This is a genomic window from Sodalis sp. (in: enterobacteria) (assembly GCF_051710625.1).
Classification (GTDB): domain Bacteria; phylum Pseudomonadota; class Gammaproteobacteria; order Enterobacterales; family Enterobacteriaceae; genus JBPESN01.
Genome location: NZ_JBPESN010000003.1, coordinates 1 through 15133, shown reverse-complemented (window position 1 = coordinate 15133; position 15133 = coordinate 1). Strand labels below are relative to the sequence as shown.

At 55.4% G+C, this 15133-nt stretch carries 23 protein-coding genes and 6 pseudogenes; 26 read left to right on the top strand and 3 right to left on the bottom strand.

Features of this window, described 5'->3' with window-relative positions; translation table 11 throughout:
- Positions 1-75 precede the first annotated feature (75 nt).
- Both ilvN and ilvI read right to left on the bottom strand, forming a co-directional pair.
- A pseudogene (gene ilvN, locus ACTBDU_RS01735) lies at positions 76-572 on the bottom strand (acetolactate synthase small subunit).
- Positions 573-577: 5 nt separating this feature from the next.
- Positions 578-2292, bottom strand: a pseudogene (ilvI, locus tag ACTBDU_RS01730) (acetolactate synthase 3 large subunit); the annotation flags it as partial.
- A gap of 536 nt (positions 2293-2828) precedes the next feature.
- Between ilvI and ACTBDU_RS01725 the strand changes: the two are divergent.
- A pseudogene (locus tag ACTBDU_RS01725) lies at positions 2829-3245 on the top strand (2-isopropylmalate synthase); the annotation flags it as partial.
- A 283-nt stretch (positions 3246-3528) separates the two neighbouring features.
- Here ACTBDU_RS01725 and ACTBDU_RS01720 read toward each other — a convergent pair.
- The gene (locus tag ACTBDU_RS01720) at positions 3529-4107 is read right to left on the bottom strand and encodes a transcriptional regulator (RefSeq protein WP_438805337.1); all 579 of its coding nucleotides are present in this window, start codon (positions 4105-4107) and stop codon (positions 3529-3531) included.
- 177 nt (positions 4108-4284) lie between these two features.
- On the opposite strand from ACTBDU_RS01720, the gene ACTBDU_RS01715 reads away from it, so the two are divergent.
- The 25 genes and pseudogenes from ACTBDU_RS01715 to ACTBDU_RS01595 form a co-directional block, all read left to right on the top strand.
- Positions 4285-4521, top strand: a complete 237-nt coding sequence (locus ACTBDU_RS01715) for a helix-turn-helix domain-containing protein (RefSeq protein WP_438805336.1) — start codon at positions 4285-4287, stop codon at positions 4519-4521.
- Between the two features lie 70 nt (positions 4522-4591).
- On the top strand, positions 4592-5017 hold the full coding sequence (locus ACTBDU_RS01710; protein ID WP_438805335.1) for a hypothetical protein: 426 nt from the start codon (positions 4592-4594) through the stop codon (positions 5015-5017).
- A gap of 205 nt (positions 5018-5222) precedes the next feature.
- Positions 5223-5561, top strand: coding sequence for a hypothetical protein (locus ACTBDU_RS01705; protein WP_438805334.1), 339 nt, complete (start codon positions 5223-5225; stop codon positions 5559-5561).
- A 37-nt stretch (positions 5562-5598) separates the two neighbouring features.
- A complete protein-coding gene (locus ACTBDU_RS01700; RefSeq protein WP_438805333.1) occupies positions 5599-6051 on the top strand; it encodes a hypothetical protein in 453 nt (150 codons plus the stop codon).
- A complete protein-coding gene (locus ACTBDU_RS01695; protein ID WP_438805332.1) occupies positions 6048-6275 on the top strand; it encodes a Mu transposase C-terminal domain-containing protein in 228 nt (75 codons plus the stop codon). The genes ACTBDU_RS01700 and ACTBDU_RS01695 overlap by 4 nt, the downstream gene beginning before the upstream one ends.
- The gene (locus ACTBDU_RS01690) at positions 6236-6574 is read left to right on the top strand and encodes a hypothetical protein (RefSeq protein ID WP_438805400.1); all 339 of its coding nucleotides are present in this window, start codon (positions 6236-6238) and stop codon (positions 6572-6574) included. Before ACTBDU_RS01695 ends, ACTBDU_RS01690 begins: the two co-directional genes overlap by 40 nt.
- 11 nt (positions 6575-6585) lie before the next feature.
- Positions 6586-6912, top strand: coding sequence for a helix-turn-helix domain-containing protein (locus tag ACTBDU_RS01685; protein ID WP_438805331.1), 327 nt, complete (start codon positions 6586-6588; stop codon positions 6910-6912).
- Positions 6913-6918: 6 nt separating this feature from the next.
- Positions 6919-7104, top strand: coding sequence for a hypothetical protein (locus tag ACTBDU_RS01680; protein ID WP_438805330.1), 186 nt, complete (start codon positions 6919-6921; stop codon positions 7102-7104).
- A complete protein-coding gene (locus ACTBDU_RS01675) occupies positions 7061-7519 on the top strand; it encodes a hypothetical protein (protein WP_438805329.1) in 459 nt (152 codons plus the stop codon). The genes ACTBDU_RS01680 and ACTBDU_RS01675 overlap by 44 nt, the downstream gene beginning before the upstream one ends.
- A gap of 294 nt (positions 7520-7813) precedes the next feature.
- Positions 7814-8029, top strand: coding sequence for a hypothetical protein (locus ACTBDU_RS01670; protein WP_438805328.1), 216 nt, complete (start codon positions 7814-7816; stop codon positions 8027-8029).
- A pseudogene (locus tag ACTBDU_RS01665) lies at positions 8019-8650 on the top strand (DUF3164 family protein). The gene ACTBDU_RS01670 and the pseudogene ACTBDU_RS01665 overlap by 11 nt, the downstream one beginning before the upstream one ends.
- A 313-nt stretch (positions 8651-8963) precedes the next feature.
- Entirely contained in the window at positions 8964-9161 is a 198-nt protein-coding gene (locus tag ACTBDU_RS01660) for a hypothetical protein (RefSeq protein ID WP_438805327.1), read from the top strand.
- 9 nt (positions 9162-9170) lie between these two features.
- On the top strand, positions 9171-9914 hold the full coding sequence (locus ACTBDU_RS01655; protein ID WP_438805326.1) for a 3'-5' exonuclease: 744 nt from the start codon (positions 9171-9173) through the stop codon (positions 9912-9914).
- A pseudogene (locus ACTBDU_RS01650) lies at positions 9892-10002 on the top strand (regulatory protein GemA); the annotation flags it as partial. The gene ACTBDU_RS01655 and the pseudogene ACTBDU_RS01650, both read left to right, overlap by 23 nt.
- 301 nt (positions 10003-10303) lie before the next feature.
- Complete coding sequence (locus ACTBDU_RS01645) at positions 10304-10564, top strand: hypothetical protein (protein ID WP_438805325.1); 261 nt, start codon at positions 10304-10306, stop codon at positions 10562-10564.
- Positions 10565-10835: 271 nt separating this feature from the next.
- Positions 10836-11165, top strand: a complete 330-nt coding sequence (locus tag ACTBDU_RS01640) for a hypothetical protein (protein WP_438805324.1) — start codon at positions 10836-10838, stop codon at positions 11163-11165.
- Positions 11166-11168: 3 nt separating this feature from the next.
- Positions 11169-11339 carry a hypothetical protein gene (locus ACTBDU_RS01635; protein ID WP_438805323.1) on the top strand — a complete coding sequence of 57 codons (171 nt, stop codon included), beginning with the start codon at positions 11169-11171 and terminating at the stop codon, positions 11337-11339.
- A gap of 240 nt (positions 11340-11579) precedes the next feature.
- Positions 11580-11759 (top strand): hypothetical protein, encoded by a 180-nt coding sequence (locus tag ACTBDU_RS01630; RefSeq protein ID WP_438805322.1) that lies wholly within the window; start codon positions 11580-11582, stop codon positions 11757-11759.
- A gap of 186 nt (positions 11760-11945) precedes the next feature.
- Positions 11946-12062, top strand: a complete 117-nt coding sequence (locus ACTBDU_RS01625) for a DUF1804 family protein (RefSeq protein ID WP_438805321.1) — start codon at positions 11946-11948, stop codon at positions 12060-12062.
- A 217-nt stretch (positions 12063-12279) separates the two neighbouring features.
- Complete coding sequence (locus ACTBDU_RS01620; protein ID WP_438805320.1) at positions 12280-12411, top strand: hypothetical protein; 132 nt, start codon at positions 12280-12282, stop codon at positions 12409-12411.
- The gene (locus tag ACTBDU_RS01615) at positions 12404-12685 is read left to right on the top strand and encodes a hypothetical protein (protein ID WP_438805319.1); all 282 of its coding nucleotides are present in this window, start codon (positions 12404-12406) and stop codon (positions 12683-12685) included. The genes ACTBDU_RS01620 and ACTBDU_RS01615 overlap by 8 nt, the downstream gene beginning before the upstream one ends.
- A complete protein-coding gene (locus ACTBDU_RS01610) occupies positions 12682-12888 on the top strand; it encodes a hypothetical protein (RefSeq protein WP_438805318.1) in 207 nt (68 codons plus the stop codon). The genes ACTBDU_RS01615 and ACTBDU_RS01610 overlap by 4 nt, the downstream gene beginning before the upstream one ends.
- A 12-nt stretch (positions 12889-12900) precedes the next feature.
- Complete coding sequence (locus ACTBDU_RS01605; RefSeq protein ID WP_438805317.1) at positions 12901-13101, top strand: hypothetical protein; 201 nt, start codon at positions 12901-12903, stop codon at positions 13099-13101.
- 32 nt (positions 13102-13133) lie between these two features.
- A pseudogene (gene terL, locus ACTBDU_RS01600) lies at positions 13134-14573 on the top strand (phage terminase large subunit).
- A 33-nt stretch (positions 14574-14606) separates the two neighbouring features.
- Positions 14607-15133: phage portal protein family protein (locus ACTBDU_RS01595; protein WP_438805316.1), on the top strand; the 527-nt coding region annotated here is incomplete at its 3' end.

Here is a 15133-nt window from a genome sequence, read left to right as displayed (position 1 = left end):
GCCAACCTGTCGCCCGGCGTAAAGCAGGACGTTCAGCCGATACTGCAGGGCTTCAACCCTGTGTGAAAGACGCGTTCAGCGCATGACTTTATCGCCGCGCGACAGGCTGACGATACCCGAGCGGGCGACTTCCACTATCTCCGCCACCTCACGCACCGTAGCGAGAAAAGCGTCCAGTTTTTCGCTGGTGCCCGCCAGCTGTACGGTATAGATAGCCGGCGTGACATCGACAATCTGACCGCGGAAGATTTCGGCGCAGCGTTTCACCTCTTCGCGACCGAAACTGCTGGCCTGCACTTTCACCAGCATAATTTCCCGTTCAACGTGGTTAGCGCCCCCTGCCCCAGTTCGCTGACGCGCAGCACGTCCACCAGCTTATGCAGTTGCTTTTCAATCTGCCCCAGCACCCTTTCGTCACCTACGGTCTGAATAATCATGCGTGAGAGGGACGGATCGTCGGTGGGGGCCACGGTCAGACTTTCGATATTGTAGCCACGCTGGGAAAACAGCCCGATAACCCGGGACAATGCGCCGGATTCGTTTTCCAGTAACACTGATAAAATACGGCGCATGATTGGGTCCTCTCCGTTTTGCTTAACCACATTTCATCCATGCCGCCGCCGCGGATTTGCATGGGGTAAACGTGTTCCGTGCCATCTACCATCACATCCACGAACACCAGGCGGTTTTTCACCGCCAGCGCCTGTGCCAGCTTGGATTCCAGCTCATCGTGCCGCTCAATGGCGATACCGACATGCCCATAGGCCTCCGCCAACTTCACGAAGTCCAACAGGGACGCCATATAGGAATTGGGAGTGGCGATCGAAATAAATCATGTCCTGCCACTGTTTCACCATACCGAGATAGCGGTTGTTCAAACTGACCACCACCGGCAAATCGTATTGCAGTGCGGTGGACAGCTCCTGAATATTCATCTGGATACTACTGTCGCCGGTAATGCACAGCACGGTTTCCTGCGGAAAGGCCATCTTCACGCCGAGCGCCGCCGGTAGGCCAAAGACCATGGTGCCCAGGCCGCCGGAGTTGATCCGGCGTCGCGGTTCATCGAACGGATAGTACAGCGCGGCAAACATTTGATGCTGGCCCGCGTCGGAGGTCACGTAAGCGTTACCCTGCGTCAGCCGGTACAGCGTCTCGATCACCGCCTGGGGTTTGATTTTATCGCTGCTGTTGTCGTATTTAAGGCAGGCGCGGGCGCGCCATTGCTCGATATCCCGCCACCAGTCTCGCAGCGCGTCGAACGGCTGACGGCTTTCTCCCGCCGTCAGCAGCTCCAGCATCTGTTCAAGGACATGGCGGGCGTCGCCAACAATCGGTACGTCGGCGGTGACGGTTTTGGAAATCGACGCCGGATCGATATCGATATGCAGCACCGTGGCATCCGGACAGTATTTCGTTAGATTGTTGGTGGTGCGATCGTCAAAACGGACCCCGACGGCGAAAATCACGTTAGTGCGATGCATCGCCATATTCGCCTCGAAGGTGCCGTGCATCCCCAGCATACTGAGGCTTTGCCGATGGCTGCCGGGGAAACTGCCCAGCCCCCACTAGCGAGCTTACTATCGGCAGATTCAGCTGTTCGGCCAGTTGACGCGGCGCGTGATGGCAGGCGGAAGTAATCGCACCGCCGCCGGTATAGACCACCGGCCGCTCGGCGGCGAGCAGCGTCGTGAGCGCGCGCCGGATTTGCCCTTTGTGGCCCTGCACGGTCAGGTTGTACGAGCGCATCGACACCGAGTCGGGGTAATAGAGGTAGGGCAGCTTGAGCGCCGCGCTTAAAATGTCTTTCGGCAGATCGATTACCACCGGCCCCGGCCAGCCGCTGGCGGCCAGATAGAACGCTTTCTTCAGCACCAGCGGGATATCTTCGGTTTTTTTCACCAGAAAGCTGTGTTTCACCACCGGGCGCGAGATGCCTATCACGCACTCCTGAAAGGCGTCGTAGCCAATCAGTGAGCTGGCTACCTGGCCGGACAGCACCACCAGGGGAATCGAGTCCATATAGGCGGTGGCGATACCGGTGACCGCATTGGTGGCGCCGGGACCGGAAGTCACCAGTACCACACCGACCTCGCCGGTGGCGCGGGCGTAGCCGTCGGCCATGTGTACCGCGCCCTGTTCGTGACGCACCAGCACATGATCGATCCCGCCGACCGTGTGCAACGCATCATAAATATCCAGCACGGCACCGCCGGGATAACCGAATACCTGTTTAACGCCCTGATCAATCAATGATCGGACGACCATCTCGGCTCCTGACAACATCTCCATGATTTGCCTCCAGGCTTACAGTGTTACGCCGACAGTGGAACGTCTTTTCGGTTGTCGTGAGGGACAGGGAAATAAGCACCCTGAATACTGTGTACTTATATTTTATGGCCGATTACGGTAGCGCTTGTTAATGATGCCGGCAAACAGCAAAAAAACCCTGCACTCTTAACGGGTATATTTAATACGCTACCCCAACGCAACCTGGCAAGATAATACACTGGATAAGACCCTTCTTTATGGCGGCTTATTTTTGTCGGTGAGTCAATTTTAGCAGAGGTACGTAAAAGCGCGCGCCAGATGCTGTACCAATAACCTTACTAACCGAATTTATTAATGGAAAGCACAGAATTTATGTTCACGTCTATCCGTCTACTAAGCCTACTACTACACGCAGAATTAATGCGCGGCAGGCTGGTGCACGGTATTCAGAACTGAATTCGGGTCACTCCAGATAAAAACCTGCGCACTGCGCGGGTTTTTTATGCCGGCGTGTGCGGAAACCAACAGAATAAAGATCGACCATGAGCCAATAAGTTATTATTTTCGATACGACGCTGCGTGATGGTGAACAGGCACTGCAGGCAAGCCTGAGAGTAAAAGAGAAACTGCAGGTTGCGCAGGCGCTGGAAAGAATGGACGTTGACGTCATGGAGGTGGGTTTTCCGGTCTTTTCCCCCGGCGATTTCGAGTCGGTGCAGACCATTGCCCGCCAGATCAAAAACAGCCGGGTTTGCGGCCTGGCGCGCTGCGTCGATCGCGATATTGATGTCGCGGCCGAGGCGCTGCGCGTGGCGGAAGCGTTCCGTATCCATGTTTTCCTGGCCACCTTGACACTGCATGTGGAATCCAAGCTGAAAAAGAGCTTTGACCAAGTGGTCGAGATGGCGCTGCACTCTGTAAAACACGCGCGCAACTATACCGATGAGGTCGAATTTTCCTGCGAGGATGTAGGGTGGCAATCATTTCTGGACTCTTAAGTTAAACGATAGGTTAGCAGGAAGCTCTTTAATGGCGCGGCTTACAGAGATTTTGCAGATTCTAAACTCGTCGCAAAAAAATGGGCAAAAAATGATTTTTTTGCACTAAATTTTAGACTCGAATGACTGTAGTTTGAGCAGATTTAAAGGTAGTTTAAACGCCTTTTGGGCATCACATTAGATATATGTAAATTAGGTTAAAAAATATTAGTAAATCATAAAAATAATGAAATGAGATAGATAATGGCCTAATCTTTATTTAGGCCGCTCCACTTTTCTTACAGTTTAAGCTTGCCACATCTTCTACTGCACACTCTTCAGATACCGCCCCCTTTTTAGCTTCGTGTAGGGCTATCAGACGTTCTTTTTCTTCTTTTGGAAGTTGGAGTAACAGGCTATCTAAGTCATCTTTACGTCCTGATAACGCCAATACACCCTTTGCCCCTTCTTGCAAAAGCAGGCTTATTAATACCTCTAAATCTTTTTTATGCAGCGACTTATAAATTATATGCCAAGTAGCTTCTAAAGGATTTTTTATTAGGCTTTTCTCGTTAATCGACTGAATCTCGCTAGTTGAGGCCACTTCTTTTTGAGTGCATGATGAACCAAATGCAAGCCAGCCCAGGCTGACGTGTTTTTTATATGCAATGCTCTGCACCACTGTAAAAGATGGTTCTGTACCTCTAGTTAAATAGTTGTGCAATGTTGAGAAGGATAACTCCCATTCAGTTGCAGCAGCTCTGGCGCTTCTATTGCCCATAAGTTGTTTAAGGCGTGCGACAAAATTTTCTTTTCCATCCATATCAAAAGCAAAATTACTTGTTTTCTTCTTCCTCATTTTCTTTTCTCTATAACTTATTGATTATATTTAATAAAATACAAAAAATATCTCTTATATGAGGCGATCAGAAAAGAAAATTCATTATTTGCTTTACTTGTCTTAAGTTTGAGATGTCATTGCTGTATGGGTGAGCCCCATGACTTACCCGCATGGTTAACTCTTTAGGGTAATCGAATGATAAATAGAAATGAAGTGAATCATCGTGACTGGCACCAGATTGATATCGGGGCTTCCCTGCACAAGAAGGGGATCACCATGCAAGATCTCTCCCGCGGCTCGGGGCTGGCGTCCAGCACGTTAAAAAACGCGCTGTATCGTCCCTATCCCAAAGGTGAACGCATTATCGCTAATGCGCTCAATGTGGATCCGGCCAGCATTTGGCCGAGTCGTTATATGAGCAAGGTGTCGTAATTATGTTTGTTACGGTGAGTGAGTCGGTTTACCCGGATTGCCTGACACCTTGCAGGGACTTTGCTGATCATTGAATAAGAGGACTGCAAATTCACCCGATTTAGTCCGTAAGCGTTCAGGCACCAAGGCTTTCGAGTACCACATCGATTATTTGCCGGAACAAACCCGCGAGATCATCAAACAACGGCACTATAAATCCCTGATTGCGCAATCCCCGGCCCAGCCGGTTGATGAGTCGGTCAAGCGCAGTACCGCCATCAAGTCGCGCGATGAGCCGGCGATCATGCGTCAATGTCCGGCCCTGCTCGAGCGCAAAGTGCAGGCTCTAAACGATCAGCAGAAGCAGATTGCCGATACGCGCATGATGCTGGCACAGGAAGTGGTTCGGTTACAGCAGGCCGGCATGACCCGCATTGCGGCGGTGACCTTTATCGTTGCGTCGATGAGTCAAAGGCCGGCACATTGCCCGAAGCCCTGCAGCGCGCCGGCACGCTGACTAACGCCAAAAAGGGCCGCACCCGGCAAGGGGTGTGGGCAAAAGCAGCCTACAGGAATGGATGAGTCTCTATCTCAGCGCTGAGCAGCGCCAGGAGCGTCTGGCGATACTGACTCCCGGGAAGCTGAAGAAGTAGCGCCCCGAGGATATGACGTGGTTCTACGCCCTGTTCTAGCCGCATTATGCCTGACCCCGTTGCCCGACGGTGCTGGAAGCCTACCGCGCATTTCAGGCGGACTGGCAGAGTAAATACCATGACCAGCCTACCATGCTGGCGGCCCTGCCGACCTACGAGACAAGGTCAATCGCATGGTCAAGCGGGTTGCGCCCAACCGAAGGGTCAAAGGGCCGGGTCACCGGCTCGGCGCTCAAGGCGTATCAGGTGTACCAGCAGCGGGATTGGGCGCAGATGCCGGTAAATGGCTGCTGGATAGCCGACGGCAAGTCGCTGAACATGAAAGTGGCGCATCCGATACACGGGCGGCCCTTTACCCCGGAGCTGACTTTGGTGCTCGACGGGCGTACCCGCTATCTGGTGGGCTGAAGCCTGTCACTGGCAGAAAACGCCATCGCGGTAGCGGATGCGTGGTTGTTATGCCATCCAGCACCACGGCAAGCTGCTGTTTGCCTACTCCGATAACGGCGGCGGCGAGATCAACAAGATGCTGGATGCGGAGATCACCGGGATTTTTCCCCGGCTGGGTATTGAGCATATTACCGGTATCCCCGGTAACCCGCAGGCGCGGGGCATTATCGAGCGGCCGAACGGCGTGCTGCCACGCAGGCTGGCCCTGCGCTTTCAGACCTATAACGGATTGAGCGCCGACGCCAACGGAGCGCGGGTGCAGGGGCAAAAACTGCTGAGTCTGTCGAATGGCCTGCGTCAGGGGAAGGAGCTGAACGCCACGCAGCAAAAAACGCTGGCAATATTGCCCAGCTGGCGGCAGCTGATAGACGCCATTGAGGAGGAGGTGCAGCGCTATAACCACAGCCACGAGCACACGCCCTGCCCAAGGTCAACGGTAAATCAATGACGCCGGCCGCCTACCGTAAGGCCCTGTTGGCTGAGGAAGGGGACGATATTAAATACCTGACGCCAGGCGAGTTGCGCGAGATGTTTATGCCAGAAGAAAAACGCGGGGCCCGGCGCGGTTGGGTTAAATTACTGAATAACGCGTATTTTGCCAGGGAGCTGATTGAGGTAGACCGCCAGACGGTGTGTGGGTGGCTTACGATATCCATAATCCTAATGAAGTGATTATTCGCCAGATGGACGGTGCCTATTTCTGTACTGCGCTGTGGAATGGCAATACTGCCTCGCCGGTGCCGGTCTCCAGAGTGGAAAAAGCGCTGGAAGCGCGCGCCAAGCGTCGCATTAAACTGGCCGAAAGCAAAATTCAGGATGCGAAAGACGAATTACGCCCGGTGATTGATGCACCTAGGGAGAGCGATTACAGCCTGCTGATACCCCAGGTATCGGCACCCGAAAAAGACAAGGTGTATTTGTTTGAATCCGAATATGAGCACGATATCAAGCAGGTCGATAATAACCGGTAAGGCTATATTGTATGACAACGCGAGAACGTATTTTCCAGCTGATGGCGCGGTCAGGCTACACCCAGCGCAAGGTGGCCGATAAAACCGGATTAAGCGGCGCGACCATTTCACAATATTTAAAGAGGCCCTACAACGGCAATATTGATAACGTCGAGGGCACACTGCGAGATCTTCTTGACCGTGAGACAGAGCGCGCCCACCGGCGGGACATCAAGGTGAATTTTGTGCCGACCCATCTGGCCAGGGTGGCGCTCGACCCGATTAGTGCCACGCATGACTTCGGCGATATCGGTGTGATATACGGGGCCCGGCCGGCATGGGGAAAAGCATGGTACTGAAAGAGTATGTGCGCGCCAACAGCGCCAATCAAAGACGTTATTCTGATTGAAGCCGACCCCGGCTATACCGCCAAGGTGTTATTGCAGGCGCTGTGCGCCCGGCTGGGTCTGTTAAAAACCGGCAATATCCACGAACTGGTCGAGGAGTGTGTGCAAGGGGCTACGCTACAAAAACTGGCTGGTCCTGGTTGACGAGGCCGAGCTGCTGCCCTACAGGGCGCTTGAGGTCCTACGCCGCATTCACGAGCGTTCCGGGGTGGCCATTGTCCTGGCGGGCATGTCGCGCCTGCTGCTCAATCTGAAAGGCTCACGCGGGGAATACGCCCAGCTTTATAGCCGGGCGGGCATGGCGTTAGCCCTGGCGTTCCGCAGGAAAGAGAGCGAAGCCGAGGATTTCAGCGCCATTCTCGGTAGCCTGCTATCGCACGGCGAGGTCTCGGATAAACCGCTTGTGCCCGAGATTGCCGCTGCCTTTCGCAAGCATTCACGGGGCAATTATCGCCGCCTGTTTAAACTGGTGCGCGGGGTGGCCCGGACAAGCGCTATCGACAATCAGGGGATGTCCGTGACGTTAATCAACCGCTATGCAGAAATGCTGATTCATTGAATGAGAAAAGTATGTCAGTCCATCATAAAGATGGTATCGACCAACAATTATCTTATCGCTGCGATGACGCAGGCAGAAGCCGTTATACAGTATTTAACGATAAAAGGCGTGATATTGCATGACTGTAAGCCGGTTATCCGCATTGAACACCATACACTCTGTGAGTAATTATTAAAAAAGGGTCAGGCGGATTATATCACCGTTGGCAAAAACGCACGGGTGGTTTTAAGCAAGGGGTATTCATGAAAGGTGAATGCAAGGTTATTTGGTCAGCATCATTATATTGAGGTCACCATGACAATTGAAATTAACATTATTGTTCAGCAAACCCCCATCGGCATTGATGTAAATATCAATGCCAGCGGTACGGGCAGTGAGGTTGAAAAGAAGGAAGCCCAGTTTATTCACGATGCACTTGCTAGCGTATTATCGTGCCGGGCTGATTTTGGGGCCATCAATAAAGGCTCTATTGCCAATACATTTAGCAGGAGAGGTCATCATGTCCACTAACTTACATGACAATACGGTGCCCGCCGGTTACTGGCAGGATGCCAAGGGCGCATTGATACCCGACGCCATGGTAAAGCCCATTGATAAGGAGCGCGACGCGCTGGTCAAAGCTATTGTGGCACGCGCCCGGCCGCTGCATGAGGCATTGAGAAATTTTAAACACCGCGCGTTTGTCGATATCCAGGCATTGATTGATTTGTCGGTTGAGCAATACGGGGTGAAGCGTAGCGGCAGAAAAAGCAATGTGACGCTGTATTCCTTTGATGGCCGCTACAAGGTCATTCGCGCGCTGCAAGACCGCATTACCTTTGATGAGCGCATCCAGGCCCCGCCAAGGCGTTAATTGATGATTGCATGGCGGAATGGACGCAGAATGCGCGACCGGAGCTGCTGGCCATTATTGACCACGCGTTTTCCACCGATAAGAACGGTGATATTAATCCGGCCCGTATTCTACAGCTGCGTCGCCATAATATTACCGACCCGCGCTGGTTGCGGGCGATGGATGCGCTGGCGGAAGCGGTGCAGATGGTCAGCAGCAAGAGCTATATCCGCCTTTATGAGCGCATCGACAAGACCGGGCAATATCAGCCGCTGTCGCTGGATATCGCCGGGGTATGAATCATGAAGACAGAACAGTTTAATCAATGCTATCCGGTCGGCGCGCACTTTATTTATCTAACCGGATTTTAAAAGAGGGCACATTAATAAGAACACTGAACAGTGTAACGGATTTAATTACCTGCACGGAGGTTGAAATTAATGTAGCGCCTTATTTTGCGAACATTCTGTAGCTGACACCGAATGCTGAATAAACGATGTATTAATACTCTGTTTTAGAATGGCGTCAATCCGCCGGTGCTGGCTTGCGCCAAATAAACGTCATACCTGTTTTTCTCAACCCACCCGGGAGGACATAAATATGTTATATCGCGTGATTAAATGTGAATATGGGGATAACGGCAATCGCTGTCTTTATTATCTTAATGACCGCAGTCTGGTGCAGGAGTCACGCCTCGTCCCGGCGCCCTTCAGCCTGCGTTTTTATGATGCCCGACAACGCATGATTTATTCAGACGCTATTCGCCAGCAAATGAAACAGGCGGTAATGCGCTATAAAAAACAGCATTGAGGACAAGTGATGAACAGACCCATGAATAATGTGATGCTCGATATGGAAACGCGGGGTAAAAAAGCCGGTTACCCGATATTGTCGGTGGCGGCGGTGATGTTTGAACCAGCAACGGGGCAGGTTGGACCGATATTTTATGCGCGTATCGATTATCAGGCCGCACTCAAATACGGTGAGCCAGAGGACGAGACCCTGCAATGGTGGCAAAAACAGAGTGATGAGGCACGTCACGAGGCTTTTGGCGGTAAAGCGCGCCCCGACGTTGTGGCGCGCGCCTTGCGGACTTTTATCGCCACCCACTGCGCTAAACCTCGCGTGCCCTGGGGTAACGGCGCGGTATTCGATATTCCCCTGCTGCAAAGCTGGTTCGACCGCGTTGACCCGCAAAAAGACGACCAGGGCAATGACCGTTACCCCTGGTCATTTTGGGATGTCGCCGACCTGCGCACACTGGTGCGGCTGTCGGGGATAGATGTGCGCACCATCCCGTTTGATGGTGAAAAGCATCAGGCACTGGCGGATGCCCTGCACCAGGTCAAGATAGCGCAGGCCGCCTGGCAACGATTATTTCCTGATGAGAGCCAGTCTTATGCGTCAGTAACCGAATACCCGCTTGCCGAGTGCAAGCGAGCCTTGACCGCACTGGGGTTATTGCCTCCAGTGTCTCTCTTCGATGAGAAAAAGATGCCTTCGCCGGGACGACACTCTCATGCGGTGACCCTTCGGGGTGATGCTCATGAAAAATCTGATTAAAGTGGCGCATACGGGTAAAAATAAACTCGACTGGGATGAGGAGATCTACCGGGGCCTCCTGCTGCGCAAGACCGGTAAAAATAGCGCCAAGGACTGCACTGCCACCGAGCAGACGCGCGTGCTGCGCTATATGTGCAATGTGCAGCCAGGGTTTTACCACGTTACCCCAAACAGGGCCACAAGCCCCGTGTGGCAGCGGGACGTCAGAGGATGCTCAGCAAGATTGAGGCACTGCTCGCCAGCGCCGGGCGGCCCTGGGGCTACCTCAATGGCATGATTGCGCGTATGCTGGGCGAAAAAAGCCCGTAGAATAAATGGCTCGATGATGCGCAGGTGCGCCAGCTGATGCAGATGCTGATTATGGACGCCAAACGGCACGGGAGGTCGTGATGCAAGCGTCGCTGCAGCCCGATTACGCCGAGGTGCAGACGCTGTTGCCGGAGTCAGTGCAGCAGATTACCGGCCTGATAGGCTTTCCGGCCACCGAGGCGCTTATTCGCCATTTCGGCGGGGTGCCGTTTCGCATCTGCAAGGAATTGCGCGGCGCGGGGGCGGCGCATTACCCTGCTGCAGGAAGTCCTGACGCCCTCACAGGGGGCGCTGCTGCTGCGCCATTTTGGTGGCGAGGAGCTGTATATCCCCCGCTGTGACGAGGCGGGGCGTGCCTGGCGCAACCGCTGCTTTCTGGCCGAGCTGGATCAGCTGCTGGCTGAAGGGGAGTCCACCACCATGGCCCTGACGCTATTGTGCCCGCGCTATGGCATCGCCGCGATCCGTGTCCGCGAACTGGTGCGCCAGCGTCAGGCGGGGTCACCGCCCGAGCAACCCACCCTGTTCTGAGTATTATCCTCTACGCCCCCGTCATCGGCACCGCCGGTCGCCTTGCGCCACAATAGCCTCATGTTCTGCATGAGGTTTTTTATGTCCCGCGCCATTCATCGCATCATTATTCACTGTGCCGCCACACTTAATAAGTGCGTCCTGGGCCGGGACGGCGAAAACGCCGCCCAGGTGATTGACCGCTGGCACCGGGCGCGCGGTTTTCACCGTGACGCCCCGGCCAATGATAACGGCCTGACCAGTATTGGCCACCATGGGGTGATTGAGGCTGACGGTCAGTGGCTGATCGGGCGCGATGTGGAAGAAGTGGTGGGTGCCCATGTGCGCGGCCATAACGCCGATTTGCTGGGTCTCTGCCTGGTGAACGCCGACCAGTTTACGTCGGCGCAGTGGGCCGTGCTGCGCACCTAGGTATTGACGCTGCGTGTGCGCTGGCTCGAGACCACTCTGCACGGCCATAATGAATTTTCCAGCAAGCTGTGCCCAGGATTTTCAGTACTGGCCTGGGCGTCGGGGAACTTCGCGCCGCTGCGCGACTATCTGTGTGAGCGTATCCCCATGATGGCGATGGCTTATGGGACCTGATGGACTGCAGCGCTACCGCGCCGCCCTCGGCTACCCCCCCCCGTCGACGATAATACTGCCCTGTCTGCGCCCGCCGGCCAACCTTCTGGTGTTGCCGCCCATGCCGCCGCCCCCCCTAAAGGGGCTTGGCCCGGCGGCGTTGCTGCACCACGCCAGCGACTACGAGGCCTGGTGTCTGACCCCTGCGAGCCCAGCTGCAGGCGATAAGCGCTTTCTATAGCGCACAGGAGAGACCTCGCGATGAGCCTTGATCTGGCCTTCAATGTTGCCCTGAGCCTGCTATTGGCGCTCGGCGGCCTGTGGCTTAAAAGCGTCAGTGAAGAACTTCGCCGCCTGCAACTGATGACCGGCATGATGCAGGACGTCAAGGACAGTATTCAACGTATTGATAACAAGCTCGACCGCAAAGCCGACAAATAACGAGGAGCCTGATTCATGAAACCACAGGATGTGATGTCGCCGGTGCTGGCAGAGCTGCGCACCATTCCGTACCTAGCTCGACGGTATCGACCGCCGCCTTGACCGCCTGCAGGTGAAGGGCGCACGGCACCGGCGGCGTGGTCGCCACCCCGGGCGGGCGCTCATACGGGCGCGACTGGGGGTGTAATGGCGCACTCCAGGACCACCCGCGAGGGGCTGCGCCGGGCTTATGTGTTCGGCAACCTGTCTCTGGAGCTGGCGGCAATCCAGTGCGGCGTCAGTGTGCATTCCGCCGGGCGCTGAAAAAAAAGAGGCGCTGAACAATGGCGATGACTAAGAGGTAATACGCAGCGCTCATCTGCTGGCCAATGGCGCGCCAGAAGATATCGCGCGCGCCATCCTGACCAGCCTGATGGCGCAGTTTCAGGAGACACTGGAAAAGTCAATCTGGCTGACACATTAAGTGCCCCAGAGCGGGGTGAGCTGCTGGCACGCTTAACGGATACGTGGAGCAAGTCCATTGCCGCCAGCAAAAAAAGCCTGCCCGAGACCCAGCCAGCTGGCCACCGCCATGGAGACTCTGAAACTGTTCTCGGCGTTTGTTGACATTCTTGAGGCTTTCGGACCGATACTGGAAAAACATTATGGCTAATCAATTCGTTGAAATCCGGGATGAGGTGGCCGTTATCGCGGCAGACATCACCAAGGTTTGGGTCAGCAACGGCGGCGAGGTGTTTGTCAAGCTGCGCGACGGCGCGGTGCATGCCGTGGATATCGTGGATGTCGTGGATGTCGTGGATGTCGTGGATGTCGTGGATGTCGTGGATGTCGTGGATGTCGTGGATGTCGTGGATGTCGCCTATGGCGAAATACCCTTTCAGGCGTCAACCCGCATCAAAAACCAAATAGAGGCGGCGCTGGCATGAAGCAGCTGGTCAAGCTGTTGCCGGGCGTGTACCTCGACCCGGCCGAGGTCAGCGTGGTCAGGGTCGCCGGCGAGAATGTGTCTGTCACTCTGGACGGCGGTGCGCACTTTTTATGTTTGGCGAGTGTCGCCGGCAGCGTTGACACGGTGGCAGAGACCCTGGTGTCGCGCATCAATGCGGTACTGGCTGTAAACGTGATTTAAAAGGGGGACATCATGACTAAAGACACAACATTTTATACGCAGGAGCGCATCGACACCGCCAATAAACTGGTGTCGTTAGTGCGCGACAATTTTTCAGATAGCGAGACGAACCGTGCTGTTTTTGCCGAATCGATGTGGATAGCCCTGCAAATACTGAGTGGCCCGATGGAGGCCGCCATGCTTATCAGACAGAGTCAGATTGCTGAGGGGTAAGCGACGTGTGCCGATTGTGGTAAAAAGCCTGTATGGCGACAAAATTTTCTATCCGTAAATTCCAGCACTCGCTGGCTGCGCTGGCCTCCAGTCTGCGCCGCACCATCGAGGCCGAATGCCTGGATTTTGATACCGGGTCCGAGGCCATAACGGCGCGGCGTTTACAGGTGGCTGATCCGGTGAACGACTATCGCTATTTTGTGCAGACCTATTTCCCGCACTATATCCGTCATGCCGATTCCAGTGAGCTGCATGGCTATCTGTTTCAGCGGCTGCCACAGATAGTCGCCAGCCCGAAAGGCGAGCAGGGCGCCATCGCCGCGCCTCGCGGGGAAGCCAAGTCAACGCTGGTTAGTCAGCTGTTTGTGCTGTGGTGTCTGGTACGTGGCATCAAGCACTATGCCCTGATGGTGATGGACTCCATCGACCAGACGTACCCGATGCTCGAAGCCATCAAAGCCGAGCTGGAATTTTAGCCCCCGATTGCGGGCGGACTTCCCCGAAGCTTGCGGTGTCGGTCGCGTCTGGCAGATGGGCACCATCCTGACGCGCAATGATATCAAGGTGCAGGTGGCCGGCAGCGGCAAAAAGCTGCGTGGCTTGCGCCACGGGCCGTACCGACCTGACCTGGTGATACTGGACGATATTGAGAACGACGAGCAGGTGCGCAACCCGGACCAGCGCGACAAGCTGGAAAGCTGGCTGAGAAAAACCGTGCTGCCGCTGGGCGGCGCGGGCGCAAAACTCGGTGTGGTGTATATCGGCACCATCCTACATTACGAACTCGGTGTTGTCCCGCACCCTGAATAACCCATTGTGGCGGCAGGCACGGTTTAAGGCCCTGCGCCAGTGGCCTGTGAACCTGTCGCTGTGGGAGACCTGGGAGCAGGTATTGCGTAACCAGGGGGAGGCCGCGGCGCAGGATTTTTATAACGCCACACCGTACCGAGATGGAGGAAGGCGCGGAAGTCTCCTGGTCCATCCGTCCGCTGCTGGCCGGCGGTTTTAATCGCACCACCGGCGTGCTGGATGTGGTGGGAGCGCAGATACGCCAGCGGCTGCTGGACGCCATTATCAGCAACATCATCGCCCTGCAAAAGGAATACCACTGCCTGGTCTGGAGTATTGAGGCGGTGCAGTTCCAGGAGTTCCTGCGCACCAAGCTGATTAAACGCGCGGCACAGCTGGGTCACCCGGTGCCGGCGCGGGCCATTATCCCCCATGCCGACAAGCTGTTGCGTATCAAGACCCTGCAGCCCCATATGGAAAACGGGCTTATCCGGCTGCACGCCAGCTATACCACTCTGATACAGCAGCTGCGCTACTTTCCCCGCGCCGACCATGACGACGGCCCGGATGTGCTGCACAGGCTCTGGACGCTGGCCGTAACCCACGGCCCGAAAACCGAATACCGCTCATTGTCCGGTGACCGTCACCCCGGACGGCTGGGCTTTTCCCGTGGAGGCTGGTAATGGGCATGCTCACCGATATTTACGGCCCGGTTGTTGCGCCGCCGCACCCTGACGCAGCCACAGACTGCCGATGACCGCCACCTGCGTTATCAACAACTGACCGAGCACCCCTGGCTGGGCATCAATATCCGCCGGGTGTATGGCATCCTGAGCGAGGCCGAACAGGGGCATCCGGTGCGTCAGGCTGACCTGTTTTTTGATATGGAGGAGCGCGATGGCCACCTGTTTGTCGAGATGAGCAAGCACCGCCGTTCGGTGATGCCGATCACCTGGCGCATTGTGCCGCCGCGTCATCCCAGCGCACAGGAAAAGGCCATGGCAAACGCCGCGACGAAATGGTTTTCGGACCTGCCGGAGTTTGAAATGCTGCTGTTCGACTTGCTGGACGCCATTGGTCACGGCTTTGCCGTCGTGGAAATCGGCTGGAAACAGGCGGAAAACATTTGGCTGCCCTGCGCCTTCTACAAGCGCCCGCAACGCTGGTTCCAGACCGCGACCCATAACCGTAACGCCATCCGCCTGATTGACGGCAGCCTCGACGGCGCTGAGCTTAACCCCTT